This window comes from Puia dinghuensis (genome assembly GCF_014642875.1).
In the GTDB taxonomy this organism is placed as follows: domain Bacteria; phylum Bacteroidota; class Bacteroidia; order Chitinophagales; family Chitinophagaceae; genus Puia; species Puia dinghuensis.
The window spans coordinates 786,015-801,282 of record NZ_BMJC01000003.1; the positions used below are offsets into that span (position 1 = coordinate 786,015).

Sequence of the window (15,268 nt, forward strand, 5' to 3'; positions counted from 1 at the left end):
CGGCTGACACCGCATTACTTAAGTGATTTCTCCAGCCGGCTGATGCGCTGTTCGAGGCTTTCCAGGGCTTGATTGCGTTCTTCCAGGCGCTGGTTTTGTTCCTTTAAAGCTTTCAGCTCCTTATCCTGTTGGATCAGATAAAGCGTCAGCTCCTCGACCTTTTGCAACAACCGGGTCTGGTTGTCGCCAAGGTCGACTCCTTTCTGCTGCATCTCTGCTGCAGGTGCGATATCCGGAAGGTGGTGATTGGCCTGGACATATTTCTGCAATTCGGGAAGGGAAGACAGATGATAGGCGGGATCAAAGACAAAGTCGGCGCCGCCGGTATTCACCACCACCTGGTTGAAGCGGCCGTTGCCGTTGACGTCGAGAATGTAGCCGGAATTGGTTTGCGAGGTCTTACCGATGAGCACGTTGCCGCCCGTGAAATACGTTGTACCCTGCGCATTAAGCTGAAGGGTAACCACGTTGGATGTGTTATAAAGAGATGCTATCGCTCCGACGGAATTGTTTCCGCCAACCTGCATCACGTTATAAGAATTGTTGGTCGGGTCTGACCTTGTAAACGTGACCTGGGTGCCCCATCGGGTACTGTGAAGATCCAGGTTTGACGTTCCATTATCAGAGGTATTGAATTGAAAGGATGGAACCGTAGTCAGCGACCCGTTCCAGTTGCCCAGACTCAGTGGGGTCTGCGTAGCCCCTGTCGTGTTGCCGTTGGCAAGGAAAAGACTGGTGGGCGAAAAGGCGCCCGATGCAGCTTGCCAGGTGGCGTTACCATTGGCATCCGAGGTCAGCACCATGCCGGCGGCTGCTCCTGTGGGAAGGACCAAACCCGTTGCCGAGATTTTCCCGTTCACCTGGAATTTGTTGCCATTATCTGTTCCTCCACCTACGATGGTATTGCCCGACGTGGAGTTGAGCAGGTTATTGCCACTGACATTCTCATAGGCAACATTGGTCAGCGTTCCCGCGGTGGCGGTCAGCGTAGGGTTATAATACAGCCCTCTCACCAGGGTCGTCCCGGTGGTATTATTAATGGATGGAGTGATCGACAAATTGTTAAAGGTGAAATTGCCCGTAGAAGAGGCATTGCCTATCGAGAAGCCATTAATGGAGACACAGGAATATGTGCCCGTATTATTTATTGCGGAGTTATTGGCCGACAGATTAATGGCTCCAGGATCGGTACCATTGAAATTGCCATAGAACCACAACCCTTTGCCTCCCACGCCATACATCCGCCAAAGCCCGACATTATTGTTTTCTTTCAGCTCCAGGATATTCACCCCGCCGCTGTTAGGGCTCCGGAATTGGGCGATGATATCCTGGCCCGCCCCGGCGTAATTAAAATCCAGTTTGGTTAGTGGGGGGGTGGTTGTCCCGAAGCCTGTCCCGATGCCGATTTTACCCGTATTGGTATTCCAGATATTGCCCGAGGCGTCTGGGGTAGACCATTGCGACATAGCCGGCAGGGCGAAACAAAAGGAAAAAACGATCGTTGCGGCGAGGGAATAGGTGATTCCCCTCCGGTTAGGAGTGCATCTCATAAGAGCAATAGAATTTAGAGATTATGAATAATGGAAAAGGAGTAGGATGAATTCTCTGCCTCAAAATAAAGTAATTGTCGCGATTTTGCCAATGGCAGAACTGATCAGTCAACGCAATACGGGGTGTGAAAACAGCCTTACCCTCCATTTCGGTTTTCCATGGCCGTGTGCATCGGAATGACCGATGTGTTCGTATTAATGATGGATGTGCATTGCTGGTTACAGGGCAAATGGCTGCCGCATGCCGAAAAATCGAGTAAAAGTACTCGGCTTTTTGTGGTTTTCCGCAGTGAATTAACCCTTCAAAAGCGCTCGTTCGGCTTTCTTCTCATTATTTAAGCGATTGCTCCAGGCGGCTGAGACGCTGTTCGATGCTTTCCAGGGCCCGATTGCGTTCTTCCAGCCGCTGATTTCGTTCTTCCAGCCGCTGGTTTTGTTCCTTTAAAGCCTTTAGCTCTTTATCCTGTTGGATCAGATAAAGCATCACCTCTTCGAGCTTTTGCAACATTCGGGTCTGGTTGTCACCCAGGTCGATACCTTTCTGCTGCATCTCGGCAGCCGGGGCGATGTCCGGGAGATGATGATAAGCCTGGATATATTTTTGTATTTCGGGCAGAGAAAGCAGATGATAGGCGGAATCGAAGACGAAGTCGGCGCCGCTGGTATTCACCACCACCTGGTTCGCCCGGGCAACACCGTTGACGTCGAGCATGTAGCCGGAATTGGTTTGGGAGGTTTTGCCGATAAGCACATTGCCGCCGGTGAAATACGTTGTACCCTGCGCATTTAGCTGGAGGGTAACCTGGTTGGATGTGTTATAAAGAGAGGCTATCGCTCCGACTGAATTGTTTCCGCCAACCTGCATCACGTTATAAGAATTGCCGGTGGGATCCGATCTTGTAAACGTGACCTGGGTGCCCCATCGGGTACTGTGAAGATCCAGGTTTGACGTTCCATTATCAGAGGTATTGAACTGAAAGGATGGAACCGTAGTCTGCGATCCGCTCCAGTTGCCCAGACTTAGTGGGGTTTGCGTAGCGCCTGTTGTGTTGCCATTGGCGAGAAACAGGCTGGACGTAGGCAAGCTGGATGGCGCTTGCCAGGTGGCATTCCCATTAGCATCCGAAGTCAGCACTTTACCCGCACCGGCATTGAGGGGATACGTCAGGCCACCCTGTATCCTGACAGAACCGTTTACATCCACTTTATACCCAGCATCTGAGGTAACAGCACCTAACCCCCAGTTACCACTGCTAAACACCGTTCCAGCTGTGCTTCCATTTATTTGAAACGTAAAATTGCTCCCTCTCAGTACCAAGGGCTTAAATTGGTTGGCCGTATTATCGTAGGCGGTAACATAACCCATGTCGCCAACATAGACAAGCTGGACTCCGGCTCCGGCAGGCCAGGATGAAACGTTACCTGTCGCCTGCAATCCGGTATTTGTAAACAAAGTTCCCGAGAAATGCCCGTTTCCAACGACATCCAGTGGATAGGCCGGGCTGCTCGTCCCGATGCCGACATTTCCCGTATTGGTATTATGTATATTGCCAGAACCGTCGGGGCCGGCCCATTGCGATTGCGACCTGGCCTGAAGACAGGCAAAAAGGGACAAAAGAATCATTGCGGCGAGGGGATAAGGAATCCCTTTCCAGTTAGGGTTGCTTCTCATATGAGCGGTAAAATTTATGATTACAGGTGATTGGAAAAAGAGGTAGGATTAATTCTTGCCAGCGAAGTAAACCAATTACACTGAAATTAGCTATAGGTGGGCTTGATCATGGTAATCAAAACCAGGTAAAACAAAGTCCATCTCCTTATTTCAGTTTGGCATCACCGTGTAAATCGATACGCTCCGGAGTGTATTTTTTGGAAAGGGCGTGCAACTGTTGTTACACTACAGTCGGTGTGACGACCGCGATAAATCAAGTAAAAATACTCGGGTCTTTGTGGTTTTCCGCAGGAATCCAAAGCTTCGGAAGCGGTCGGTTGGCACCGCATTACTTAAGCGATTGCTCGAGCCGGCTGAGACGCTGTTCCATGCTTTCCAGGACTCGATTTCGTTCCTTTAATGCCTTTATCTCCTTATCCTGTTGGATCAGATAAAGCGTCAGTTCCTCGACCTTTTGCAGCAATCGTGTCTGGTTGTCGCCCAGGTCGACACCTTTCTGCTGCATCACTGCAGCCGGCGCGATGTCCGGAAGGTGGTGATTGGCCTGGACATATTTCTGCAATTCGGGCAGGGAAGGCAGATGATAGGCGGAATCGAAGACGAAGTCGGCACCGCTGGTATTCACCACTACCTGGTTGAAGCGGCCGTTGCCATTGACGTCAAGCATGTAGCCCGAGTTAATTTGTGAAGTCTTTCCGATTAGTACGTTGCCTTGCTGGGTGATGCGCATTTGTTCTGTGCTGCCGGAGCCGAAAGCCATCCCGGCTGTTGCGCCATTGGGATTGAAATCAATATAAGCCTGTGGAGAGACATCGGTCCATGCCTGAATACGGGTAGAAGCGGTGGTCCAACCTGTGCCTGCAGCAAACCTGTTGAGCAGGAATCTTATCTGGCTGTTATTGGCAGTATACCCGTCTATCCGGGCCATTTCATAGGTTTGACCCGCAGTCTGACTCAACTGCCCGACCTGCACCTCCAAAGGGGCAGCCGGAGTAGTTGTGCCGATGCCTACATTGTCCGTCGTCGCGGTCGAATTACTTGCCAGAGACCAGCCACCCGACGATGAACCAGATGCCGTTTGCCAGGTGGCATTGCCATTGGCATCCGAGGTCAGTACTTTGCCGGCGCCTGCACTCGTGGGGAGGATGAGACCCGTCGTCCAAAGATTGCCGTTCACCTGCAGCTTATTGCCATTGTCGGTCATATTGGTATTGATGCAAACGTTGCCGTTGCTAAAGAGGGATAAATACTCCTGCGTCTGGCCGGCGTTCATGATGCGTAAAGGTGGTATGCCACCACGCGTATCGAAATTAAATCCTATTGAACTATTCCCCAATGTTGCATAGTTGCCGCTGGGGCTGACATTAGTATAAATGCTAAGTGCGGATACATTCACTCCGCCGGGGTTCAAAGACAAGCTGGCGTCGGTGGCAGAGTTGATCATGACAAGTCCATGAGTAGCAGTGGATCCCACATAAACCCCGCCCGCATCTCCAACCATAAATGTATTGTTGCCAGTGCTGCCTTGCAATAAGAAGGAATAAGTTCCATCTGTAGTACCGGTGCTTCTCACATGAAGCATTGCCTGCGGCGTTGTCATCCCGATCCCCACCTTCCCCGTCGACCCGTCTATACGCATGCGTTCGGCATTATTCGTCCCGAAAACCAAGGGCTGTGCCGTTTGCGTTCCAATGCTAAGACCTAAATTGTTTGGTCCACCTGCAGATATTATGACTCTGTCAGCGTTGGAAAGGCCAAAATTGTTGCTGTAGCCGTTCGTCGAGCCGCCAATAACGAACTGGCCGTAGGAACCAAAAGAACCATGGTTGTTCTCCATGATCAGAGAAGCGAATCCTCCTGAGTTGGTATTCTGTATATAAATCCCTCCCCGGCCTCCCCCACTGCCTGTAATACCGATGAGATCATTGACAGATCCAACCACATGAAACGGAAAAGTGGGACTAGTCGTCCCGATGCCAACATTTCCTGTATTGGTATTCCAGATATTACCCGAGGCGTCGGGGTTAGACCATTGTGACATAGCCGGCTTGGCGAAACAAAAGAAAAAAAGGATCATCGCGGCCAGGGGATAGGGAATCCCTTTCCTGTTAGGAGTGCTTCTCATAAGAGCAAGAAAGTTTAGAGATTAATAGTAGATAAATAACGGGGCAGGATCAATTCGCTGCCCCGAAATAAAGTAATTATCTCAACATAACCTATAGGTCGGATCGTTCACGCAGCACAAGCGAAATATCAAGCGCGCCCTTTCCCTGATTCGGTTTGACATAAGTGCATGCATCGAACTCACCGGCGGGTATTTTTTGGTCAGGCGTGCAACAGGTTTAATCCCGCAGGCGGTCGCCAGGCCGCAAAAAAATTGAGTAAAATTACTCGCCCTTTTGTGGTTTTCCGCAAGCGCTTCCAGGATGTGAATTCGGTCTCAAACGACTATTTTTGTGCCCACTTAACCGGCCGTACATGCATTCATTATTTACGCTTGATTCTTTGATCAGCCTCTTTACCCTGTGCCTGTTGGAAATAGTGCTGGGCATCGATAATGTCATCTTTGTTTCCCTCATCATCGGGCGGCTGCCGGCGCCGCAGCAACTCAATGCCCGCCGGGTCTGGATGATCGCCGGGATACTCATCCGCAGCGGACTCCTGATGGGTCTGGGCTGGCTGGTGACCCATGGCAATAAGGTATTATTCTCCATCGCCGGATATGGGTTCAGCACCCGTCACCTCATCATGATGGCCGGGGGCCTTTTCCTGCTGTTTAAGACCGTTCAGGAGATACATGAGAAACTGGAAGGGGGCGGCGAAGGAGAAGCCGGCGTCAGCGAACGGTCCGGTCAGAGTTTCCTGGCCATCGTCACCCAATTAGTCCTGGTGGATACCGTCTTTTCCTTTGACAGTATCATTACGGCGGTGGGCCTGGCACAGCAGGTGACCGTCATGATCACGGCGGTGATCCTGGCGATGATCATCATGTTCTTTTTTTCGCAGGGCATCGCCAATTTTATCAACCGGCGGCCAACGGTGAAGATACTGGCGCTTTCCTTCCTGCTGATGGTCGGGTTTAGCCTCCTTTTCGAAGGGTTGGAGCCCATCCACCACTCCCACATCGACAAAGGGTATATCTATTTCTCGATGGTCTTTGCCTTTGGGGTGGAATTGCTGAATACCCGCGCCCGGAAAAAGAAGCATTAATTTTCATATATTAGGGAGATCAATATCTTTCCCCATGCCTTCCACCGACGCCCGCATCGACGCCTATATCGCGAAGTCAGCCGGCTTCGCTCAACCCATCCTGGCCCACCTGCGCCAATTGGTGCATAAGGCCTGCCCGGAAGTAACCGAGACGGTGAAATGGAGCATGCCTTTCTTCGAATACAATGGGAGTCCCCTATGCAATATGGCCGCATTCAAACAACATTGCTCCTTCGGGTTCTGGAATGCTTCCCAGATGAAGGATGCTAACAGCAAATTACAGGTAAAGGAAAGAGGCGCTATGGGCAACTTCGATCGCATCACCTCCGTAAAAGACCTGCCTTCCGACAAGATGATGCTGGCCTACATCAAAGAAGCCGTCACCCTCATCGAAAAGGGAGTGAAAAAGCCTGCCGCCAAAAAAGCTCCCAAACCCGAGCTGCCGGTGCCGCCGGAGTTAACGGCCGCCCTCAAGAAGAACAAGAAAGCGCAGGCAACCTTCGAAGCCTTCTCCCCTTCCCACCGCCGGGAATATATCGAATGGATAACCGAAGCAAAAACGGATGCCACCCGGGATAAGCGCTTAGCCACTACCGTGGAATGGCTCACAGAAGGCAAATCGAGGATGTGGAAGTATGAGAAGTAGCCGGCTGGGTCATGCAGTCTGTTGCCGCCTGGCACTAGAGCTGATCATCGATGCAAAGCAGGGTGGCGGCTACTATACCCGCGGTCTCCGTGCGGAGCCTGGCAGCGCCCAGGGTGACGGGTATGAATCCTTCCGCCAGCGCCGATTCCACTTCCATTTGGGAAAAATCTCCTTCCGGTCCGATGAGGATGAGGCTCGACCGGGAATGTCGTTTATGGATGAGGGCGGCAAGGCTGGCTGTGGGCCGCGGCGCCTCCAGGCAATGAGCAATGAGCCGGTCGTCTGCCTTTGCCGTGTGGAGCAGCTGAGAAAAAGGCGTCGGCGCCGAAAGTTCGGGTAGCCAGGTCTGCTGGGATTGCAACATAGCGCTGACGAGGATGTTCTGCCAGCGTTCGGGCTTGTTATGCTGGCGTTCGGTGCGCTCGGATAGCAGGGGAATGATAGTGGTGACGCCGATCTCGGTCGCCTTTTCCAGGAACCACTCGAACCGGGAAGCATTTTTTAGGGGCGAGATGGCCACGGCAACGGTCTTTTTCGGTGGGGGTTGGGTCGTGACGGTACCGACCCTGACCCGGCATTTCTTCTTATTATCGTCGATGATGACGGCGGTGAGCAATGCCCCCCTTCCATCGGTGAGCTGGAGGCCTTCCCCCGGACGCATCCGCAAAACCTGGATGATGTGCCGGGAGTTGTCTTCGTCAAGCATGATCTCCGGGTTGGCCGGGTCGAACGAAGAAATGTAAAAAAGGGGCAGGGCCATACTAAAAAGGAGTATCGTCATCATCCATAGGCACATCCTTCATCCGGCTGCCGGCCTGGATATAGAGCTTGGCGCCGTCGCCGCCTTCACCCTGGACAGGTTTCCAGCTTCCGCCGGAGGGGACGCCGATGCCGCCGAAATCATCTTCACCATATTCGGTAAACTTCTGGATGTGAAGTAGTGCCCGGAGCTTTACCGTATCGAGGGAGCCATTCCGGTGCTTGGCGATCTTCACATGGGTCTCGCCCTTATTGCTTTCACCCATTTCATTGGCGGTGATGCCATAGTATTCAGGCCGGTAGAGGAACATGACCATGTCTGCGTCCTGTTCGATGGCGCCGGATTCCCGAAGGTCGCTGAGCTGCGGGATCTTTTCCCCTTCTTTCCGGGATTCCACGGCGCGGCTCAATTGGGACAGGGCGATGATGGGTACCTGGAGCTCTTTTGCCAATCCTTTGAGCGCCCGGGAGATCTGGCTGATCTCCTGTTCGCGGTTGCCGTTTCTGTTATCGCCGGCCCCGCTCATCAGCTGCAGATAGTCGATGATGATGAACCCGACATTGTGTTTGTTCTTAAGCCGGCGGCATTTGGCGCGAAGCTCGAAGATATTCAGGGCGGGGGTGTCATCGATAAAGATCGGGGCTTTCGCCAGCCGGTCGATCCCCTTCTTGTACAGCTGCTTCATTTCATGCTCTTCCAGCCGGCCCCGGGCGATCTTTTCCATGAAGATCTCCGCCTCGGCGCTAAGGATACGCTGCACCAATTGCGCAGAAGACATTTCAAGGCTGAAGAAGGCCACGGAAGTGGGCTTGCTGGCGTTTAGCGCTGCATTCCGGGCCAGGTTGAGCGCAAAGGCGGTCTTACCGACGGCGGGCCGGGCGGCCAGGATGATGAGGTCGGTATTCTGCCAGCCGTAGGTAATCTTGTCCAGGGATGGGAATCCGCTGGGCACCCCGGTGATCTCGTCCTGTTTGTGCCGCAGGTCTTCTATCCGCGCGATGGTTTTGACCAGGACGCTGTCGATGCTGTCAAAATTCTTCCGTAGGTGATTGTTGGTGATCTCGAAAAGCTTGCTTTCGGCGTCATCCAGCAGGTCGAATACGTCGGTGCTATCTTCATAGGCGTCCCCGATGATCTCGCCGCTGATGCGAATCAATTCACGCTGGATGAATTTCTGCAGGATGATGCGGGCATGGGTCTCGATATTCGCTGAAGAGACGACGGCATTAGTGAGTTTGGTCACATAATAGGGACCGCCAACCATTTCCAGCTCCTGACGCGTTTTTAGTTCTTCTACTACCGTGAGGATGTCGATCGGCTGGCTTTTCTGAGCCAGGCCCTGCATAGCGCGATAGATGCGCTGATGGCCTTCCAAATAGAAGCATTCCGGTTTGAGAATTTCCACCACGGTATCGAAAGCGCTCTTTTCCAACATAATAGCGCCAAGTACGGCCTCCTCGAGCTCTTTTGCCTGAGGAGGAATCTTACCATATACCATGGTGCTAAGGTCCACAGGAGGCTTGCGCCTCATCTTGTTGCGGTCCTTATTGAGATTAAGGTTAGTGAGATCCATACAGAACCGTCCAGAATAATATATTAAAAAATAGAATGTCCAGCTGTCGTTGCCCTTCTCTTGTCAGGGGTGTTCATCGCGCTTCGCTCATTAAGGAATTGTTACGACAAGATGAACGGAATGTTACCCACTGAGTCAGGAGGGCGAATATAGAACTCGAAATCTCCTTGGAGGCATTTTTTCTTTTCCTTTCTTTATCCTTTAGAAATCCACCTCGTTATCCACCGATTTCCCCAGTTTACACACAGTTGCCCCCAGTCTTTCCACAATTTAAAAAAGTTTTCAGTCCTTTTGAGATTAAAATGCACACTAACTGTGCACAAAGATTTACCGATAAATATTTTGCCAGGAGGGCGAAACCACAGAATGCGGTTTGAGACAATTTAAAAGGCCGGCAGACGTTGAGTCTGCCGGCCAAATCCGCAATCAGTGCGGGATGCAGGAAAATCGTCTATTATTTGTTGTCTTTTTTCTGATCATCTCTCTTCGGTGGCGGCGGCGCAACTTGCCGTGGGGCCGCGGGTTTGGGCGAATTGGTCACCGGTTTGGCCTGGTTGTTATTATTCTGCGGCGTGAATTGACGGTTAAACGCAGGCGCTGGCCGCTGGAATTGCTGGGGTTGCTGGGGTTGACCGGCAGGGTGATTGTTTGCCGGTGGGTTATAGACCGGTTGATTGTTTGCAGGGGCGCCAGGACGTACAAACGCAGGATTAGTTCCGGGTCGGTTGAACGCTGGCGGGTTATTCGCCGGCTGATTATTCACCGGCGGATTGTTTACAGGCCGGCTGAAAGCGGGCGGATTGTTGGCCGGCGGGTTGTTCGCCGGTTGATTGTTCACTGGTTGATTGTTCGCAGGAGCGACAGGCCGCGTGAAACCGGGATTTCCAGGCCGGTTAAAAGCGGGCGGATTGTTCGCCGGCTGATTATTCATCGGCGGATTGTTTACAGGCCGGCTGAAAGCGGGCGGATTGTTGGCCGGCGGGTTGTTCGCCGGTTGGCTATTAACGGTCGGGTTATTCGCCGGTTGGTTGTTCGCAGGCGAACCGGGACGTGCCCAGGTAGCGGGATTATTCCCATATCCATAGCTGGCTCTGTTCACCGGCTGGGCATTTTGCAGGCTCTGGACATGAGGCGGCATCGGACGGGGATTGTTGCCGACACTGGAACTAGCCGCCGGAGCTGCATTTACATGCGGACGGTAGATGGCGAAACTTGCGCCTGAAGCCTGTTCACCGGGCGCATTGGTATTCCGGATAGCTACAGGGTGGATGGCCGTACCGCTGTACCGGCTCACCTCGTTGGGATCGGGCCCGCCGCCATAGTGGATATTGTTATGGATGTTGTTATGAATATTGTTGTTGGTGATGTTGTTGGTGATATTATTGTTGGTGATATTGTTATTGGTGATATTGTTGTTGGTGACGTTGTTATTAATGGTCGTATTGTTGTTATTGATCGTCGTGTTATTGATATTATAGTTATTAATAACAGTCGTCTTATTAATAATCGTCACGTTATTGGATTCATGAACATAATAGTTGTTCACCTGCGGGCTGGCAACATATTGATGGGGAACAAAGCACCAGTAGTGTGGCGGTGGGGTATAACCGCCACCGATGGCAATATTGATGGAAATATTGGGACCAAGGGGCGCCCAGCCATAGTATTCGTCACTGTTGCGCCAGCTTACCCAGGCGGGAGCCCATTCGTTGCCGGGTATCCACATCCAGCCATAGCCATCCTCGAAGAACCAGCGGCCATAATGGAAGCAGGCCCATCCCCAGGGATAGCCGGATGCCCAGGTCCATCCCTGATCGGTGTAGACCCAGTGGCCGTTGGTGGCGTAGGGCTTGAATTCGGGGCCGACGTTAGGCAACCAGACATAGCCGTAATGCGGGTCGTCGATCCATTGACCGTAGGGAGCCAATTGATCGTAAAAAGTCTGATAGGACGCTTCCGGTTCAGGTCCCGGTTCAGCCGGCGGCGGAGGCACAGGAGGCGGCGCGGGGGCCGGGGCCGGATTGGGGTCCTGGACTACATAAGTAGGGCCACAGGCACCAAGGCAGAAGGCGAAGACGCTTAAGATGAGCAGGCGTTTTTTCATACATTGACATTTAAGTTATTACTTGGACTTAGCCATCCCTGGAAAGTAAAACTTATGCAAAAGTATTAACATTTGATTATCATGACAAAGTCAATCGGTCCAGGACTGCACCAACCCTTCATGCTAACGTATTTTTCCGCTAAATATTTACCTTTGGCCAATTATTAAATTAGACGTACATATTTTAAAAAGGATTTGTTGTCATGACCATCAGTTATAATTGGCTTTGTGATTACCTGCCCGTACAGATAGAACCCGAACGGCTTTCGAAAATATTGACCTCCATAGGACTGGAAGTAGAGCACCTCGAAGAATATGAATCGGTGAAAGGTGGCTTAAAGGGACTCGTCATCGGGGAAGTACTGGAATGCGCCCCCCACCCCAATGCGGATAAACTAAGGGTAACCCGGATAAATACCGGCGGTCCGGAGCCATTATCTATCGTCTGCGGGGCTTCCAACGTGGCTGCGGGCCAGAAGGTGATCGTGGCCCTGCCGGGCACGACCATCCATCCTATAAAAGGAGAGCCCATCACACTGAAAGTTGCCAGGATCAGGGGTGTGGAAAGCCACGGAATGATCTGTGCCGAAGATGAAATAGGGTTGGGAGAAAGTCACGAAGGGATCATTGTCCTCCCCGCCGAGGCAAAGGTCGGGACGCCCGCGGCGGCCTGGTTTAAGCCCTATTCCGATCATGTGATAGAGATCGGGCTTACGCCCAATCACATGGATGCCATGAGCCATTGGGGTGTTGCGCGGGACGTTTGCGCCTGGCTTTCGCATCACGAGAATAAGGAATACCGGCCAAAACTGCCTTCGGTAAATACTTTTAAACCGGACAACAACAGCCTGCCGGTGGCCGTCAGCATTCTGAATACCCGGAGTTGCGGCCGCTATTCCGGCGTGACGATGAAGGGCATCACTATCCGGGAATCACCCCAGTGGATGAAGGACAAGCTAAAGGCCATCGGCGTCCGCAGCATCAACAATATCGTCGACATTACCAACTTTGTGCTGCATGAACTGGGACAGCCCCTTCATGCTTTTGACCTGGAGGCTATCAAAGGGAGGAAGATCATCGTCAAAAACATGCCGGAAGGCACACCCTTTGTGACCCTGGATGAGAAAGAAAGGAAATTGTCGGCGGAAGACCTTGTCATCTGCAATGCGGAAGAGGGAATGGCTATTGCGGGCGTCTTTGGCGGGCTGCATAGCGGCATCACCGACACCACCCGCGACATCTTCCTGGAAAGCGCCTGGTTCAACCCTACGGATATCCGCAAGACCTCCTTCCGCCATGGCCTCCGTACCGACGCCGCCACGCATTTTGAAAAGGGGATGGATATTTCCGGCACGGTAAATGCGCTAAAAAGGGCAGCCCTGCTGGTCAAAGAACTCGCAGGTGGCGAGATCGCTTCCGACATTGTAGATGTGTATCCGGACCCGGCAAATAAGGTGGAAGTATCGCTGAAATACCATTACCTTAAGAAACTGAGCGGCAAGAACTATCATCCCGACGCCGTAAAGAATATCCTATCCGCTCTCGGATTTGAAATCATAAAGGAAGGCATCGACGTCATTCATGTAGCCGTGCCCTGGCATAAGCCGGATATCAGCCTGCCCGCCGACCTGGTGGAGGAGATCATGCGCATCGATGGCCTGGACAATATTGTTATCCCGGCCGCGATCACCATCTCGCCCTCTGTTGAGAACGACAGTTCCCAGGCATCCTGGAAATCAGCGGTAGCGCACTACCTGGTGGGACAGGGATTCAACGAGATCCTGACGAATTCGATCACCAACAGCGCATATTTCAGCGAACAGGAACTGGAGACGGCCGTAAAAATGATCAATAACCTCAGCGCAGAACTCGATATCCTGCGTCCTTCGCTGCTGGAGACCGGGCTCGAGTCTGTGGGCTATAACCTCAACCGGAAGAATGGCCAGGTGCGCTTCTTCGAGTTTGGCAAGACTTACCGTACCGCGGGTGTGGGCGATTACCAGGAAACCAATCATCTCTGCCTCTACCTCACCGGGCCGGTACTGGAAGATTCGTGGAGAGGGAAAGGAAAGGAGGTTGACTTTTATTATGTGAAAGGGCTTTGTGAAAAGATCTTCCCCCTGCTGGGCCTTAACAAGCCTGACTGGTTAGCCTTCCAACATCCAAAGCTGCAGACGGCGCTGACGATCTTGCAGGATGGCCGGACGCTGCTGGAAGCAGGGTCGGTGAAGCCTGAACTGCTGAAAAAGTTTGATTGCCGGCAGGACGTCTATTTTGCCGACTTCCGTTGGGATACCCTCCTGGAGCTGGCGCTGGCGAAGAAAATAGAATTTAAGGAGTTGCCGCGGCAGTTGCCGGTTTATCGCGATCTGGCGATGATAGTGGACCAGGGACTGCCCTTCGAGCAGGTGGAAAAGGCCATCCGGGGGGTGAAGCTGGATAAATTGCAGGAAGTAAAGCTTTTCGATATATTTGAAAGTGAGAAGTTGGGCAAGGGGAAAAAGTCGCTGGCCGTCAGCTTTACTTTCCTTGATGAAGAAAAGACCTTGACGGATAAAGAGATCGACGGGATGGTGGGTCGTATCATGGGTGTCCTGGAAAAAGAGGTCCAGGCCGAGATAAGGAAATGAGTATGAGCGAAGATACCAATAGTGCGGGCAAGCAGGGAGCACCTGCGGGGGATGCAGAACTTCGGGTCAGGCGGATCCAGGAGAAGTTGCAACAATTGTTGCGACAGCGCGATCTCCTGCTGAAGGAGAATGGGCGGCTTAGGGAGGAGTTAAAACAGCTACAGCAGGACCATACTGATCAAGGGGCCAGATTGGAACAATTACAACAGCAGGTAGAGATACTAAGGGCGACAAAAGCGGCTATGAGTGAGGGGGAAAAAAGGGCATTAGAGAAACGTCTCGGCCAGTACATCCGGGAAATCGACCGGTGTATTGCAATGCTGGGTGAATGATTACCGGTCAGACCCTTTTTACTAATCGCATTTTCATCTCATCCGCACCACGCGATACTTCAAGGGTGTAGACGCCATACGGCAGGTCGTTGAGGCCATTCCAGTCCAATTCCTGCTGGTCGTTCTCCACCTCTGTTTCCAGAGCGCTGCAGACCAGGCCAGCATCATCTTTCAAGACGGCCTTCAATAGACATTTTTGTGGACGATCGACCTGAATGGTAAGGTGGTCGATAAATACGGGGGACTTGACTTTTAAGAACATGGCTTTTGTATTTTTTACATAGGGTATTGGTGAAAAGTTCTTTTTTTATAAGGAATGGTTTGCGTAAAAGTCAGAAAAACCAGTTAACCTTTCCTTCCCGTCAAAATTTCTTGTGTACAAGGTGTGGATAAATATAAAACAAGTATTTCAACTATGCAAGAGCTAATACCAATAAATGTTGTCATTGGCGACCGGACCTACCGGATCAAGATCGAACCCCGGGACGAGGAGGTCGTAAGAAAGACCCTGAAGCTTATCAATGACAAGATAATCGAGTACAAAACCCAGTTCGCAGGCCGGGATATGCAGGACTATATCGCCATGGTCGTCCTTTGGTATGCCACCCAGCCGGTAGAAGGAGGGGTACATGGTCTTAATCACACGGTGATGGATGCGCTTGTCCGCATGGAACAGCAGTTGGATAAGGTTTTATAGTGTGGAACATCCCATTATGGCGTTGTTTTACTATCTTCGCCAACTAACACAAAAACGAACCGATGGTTCGTTGAATTTCCATTTTTTATACAAT

Annotated in this window: 12 protein-coding genes; 5 read left to right on the top strand and 7 right to left on the bottom strand. The window is 51.9% G+C overall.

All coding sequences use genetic code 11. The features are described from left to right. Window positions 1-14: 14 nt before the first annotated feature. The 3 genes from IEY39_RS16505 to IEY39_RS16515 all read right to left on the bottom strand — a co-directional run bounded on the left by IEY39_RS16505 (window position 15) and on the right by IEY39_RS16515 (window position 5,347). Window positions 15-1,550 carry a TMF family protein gene (locus tag IEY39_RS16505; protein WP_188933484.1) on the bottom strand — a complete coding sequence of 512 codons (1,536 nt, stop codon included), beginning with the start codon at window positions 1,548-1,550 and terminating at the stop codon, window positions 15-17. Between the two features lie 331 nt (window positions 1,551-1,881). Next, window positions 1,882-3,222: a hypothetical protein gene (locus IEY39_RS16510; RefSeq protein ID WP_188933486.1), complete on the bottom strand. Its 1,341-nt coding sequence runs from the start codon at window positions 3,220-3,222 to the stop codon at window positions 1,882-1,884. A 328-nt stretch (window positions 3,223-3,550) separates the two neighbouring features. After that, entirely contained in the window at window positions 3,551-5,347 is a 1,797-nt protein-coding gene (locus IEY39_RS16515; RefSeq protein ID WP_188933488.1) for an autotransporter outer membrane beta-barrel domain-containing protein, read from the bottom strand. A 353-nt stretch (window positions 5,348-5,700) separates the two neighbouring features. Between IEY39_RS16515 and IEY39_RS16520 the strand changes: the two genes are divergently transcribed. Together IEY39_RS16520 and IEY39_RS16525 are read left to right on the top strand one after the other, a co-directional pair. Then, on the top strand, window positions 5,701-6,432 hold the full coding sequence (locus tag IEY39_RS16520; RefSeq protein WP_188933490.1) for a TerC family protein: 732 nt from the start codon (window positions 5,701-5,703) through the stop codon (window positions 6,430-6,432). Between the two features lie 34 nt (window positions 6,433-6,466). Beyond that, on the top strand, window positions 6,467-7,078 hold the full coding sequence (locus IEY39_RS16525; protein ID WP_188933492.1) for a YdeI/OmpD-associated family protein: 612 nt from the start codon (window positions 6,467-6,469) through the stop codon (window positions 7,076-7,078). Between the two features lie 34 nt (window positions 7,079-7,112). Here IEY39_RS16525 and IEY39_RS16530 read toward each other — a convergent pair whose 3' ends face one another. From IEY39_RS16530 to IEY39_RS16540, 3 genes are all read right to left on the bottom strand, one after another. Then, a complete protein-coding gene (locus IEY39_RS16530) occupies window positions 7,113-7,838 on the bottom strand; it encodes an RsmE family RNA methyltransferase (protein WP_188933494.1) in 726 nt (241 codons plus the stop codon). Between the two features lies 1 nt (window position 7,839). Then, on the bottom strand, window positions 7,840-9,411 hold the full coding sequence (gene dnaB, locus IEY39_RS16535; RefSeq protein ID WP_188933496.1) for a replicative DNA helicase: 1,572 nt from the start codon (window positions 9,409-9,411) through the stop codon (window positions 7,840-7,842). Window positions 9,412-9,865: 454 nt separating this feature from the next. Continuing rightward, window positions 9,866-11,515, bottom strand: a complete 1,650-nt coding sequence (locus IEY39_RS16540) for a DUF6600 domain-containing protein (protein WP_188933498.1) — start codon at window positions 11,513-11,515, stop codon at window positions 9,866-9,868. 203 nt (window positions 11,516-11,718) lie between these two features. On the opposite strand from IEY39_RS16540, the gene pheT reads away from it, so the two are divergent. After that, complete coding sequence (gene pheT / locus IEY39_RS16545) at window positions 11,719-14,145, top strand: phenylalanine--tRNA ligase subunit beta (RefSeq protein WP_188933500.1); 2,427 nt, start codon at window positions 11,719-11,721, stop codon at window positions 14,143-14,145. A 2-nt stretch (window positions 14,146-14,147) separates the two neighbouring features. Continuing rightward, window positions 14,148-14,477, top strand: a complete 330-nt coding sequence (locus tag IEY39_RS16550; protein WP_188933502.1) for a hypothetical protein — start codon at window positions 14,148-14,150, stop codon at window positions 14,475-14,477. Window positions 14,478-14,484: 7 nt separating this feature from the next. Here the strand turns inward: IEY39_RS16550 and IEY39_RS16555 are convergent, their stop codons facing one another. Continuing rightward, window positions 14,485-14,739, bottom strand: coding sequence for a hypothetical protein (locus tag IEY39_RS16555; protein ID WP_188933504.1), 255 nt, complete (start codon window positions 14,737-14,739; stop codon window positions 14,485-14,487). 153 nt (window positions 14,740-14,892) lie between these two features. On the opposite strand from IEY39_RS16555, the gene IEY39_RS16560 reads away from it, so the two are divergent. Further along, a complete protein-coding gene (locus IEY39_RS16560; RefSeq protein ID WP_188933506.1) occupies window positions 14,893-15,174 on the top strand; it encodes a cell division protein ZapA in 282 nt (93 codons plus the stop codon). Window positions 15,175-15,268: the final 94 nt, after the last annotated feature.

Excerpts from the sequence above, each read along its gene's own strand:
- IEY39_RS16550 (WP_188933502.1), top strand. The coding sequence starts at position 14,148 with ATGAGCGAAGATACCAATAGTGCGGGCAAGCAGGGAGCACCTGCGGGG.
- IEY39_RS16555 (WP_188933504.1), bottom strand. The coding sequence starts at position 14,739 with ATGTTCTTAAAAGTCAAGTCCCCCGTATTTATCGACCACCTTACCATT.
- IEY39_RS16520 (WP_188933490.1), top strand. The coding sequence starts at position 5,701 with ATGCATTCATTATTTACGCTTGATTCTTTGATCAGCCTCTTTACCCTG.
- IEY39_RS16515 (WP_188933488.1), bottom strand. The coding sequence starts at position 5,347 with ATGAGAAGCACTCCTAACAGGAAAGGGATTCCCTATCCCCTGGCCGCG.
- IEY39_RS16510 (WP_188933486.1), bottom strand. The coding sequence starts at position 3,222 with ATGAGAAGCAACCCTAACTGGAAAGGGATTCCTTATCCCCTCGCCGCA.
- IEY39_RS16530 (WP_188933494.1), bottom strand. The coding sequence starts at position 7,838 with ATGGCCCTGCCCCTTTTTTACATTTCTTCGTTCGACCCGGCCAACCCG.
- pheT (WP_188933500.1), top strand. The coding sequence starts at position 11,719 with ATGACCATCAGTTATAATTGGCTTTGTGATTACCTGCCCGTACAGATA.
- IEY39_RS16560 (WP_188933506.1), top strand. The coding sequence starts at position 14,893 with ATGCAAGAGCTAATACCAATAAATGTTGTCATTGGCGACCGGACCTAC.
- IEY39_RS16505 (WP_188933484.1), bottom strand. The coding sequence starts at position 1,550 with ATGAGATGCACTCCTAACCGGAGGGGAATCACCTATTCCCTCGCCGCA.
- IEY39_RS16525 (WP_188933492.1), top strand. The coding sequence starts at position 6,467 with ATGCCTTCCACCGACGCCCGCATCGACGCCTATATCGCGAAGTCAGCC.
- IEY39_RS16540 (WP_188933498.1), bottom strand. The coding sequence starts at position 11,515 with ATGAAAAAACGCCTGCTCATCTTAAGCGTCTTCGCCTTCTGCCTTGGT.
- dnaB (WP_188933496.1), bottom strand. The coding sequence starts at position 9,411 with ATGGATCTCACTAACCTTAATCTCAATAAGGACCGCAACAAGATGAGG.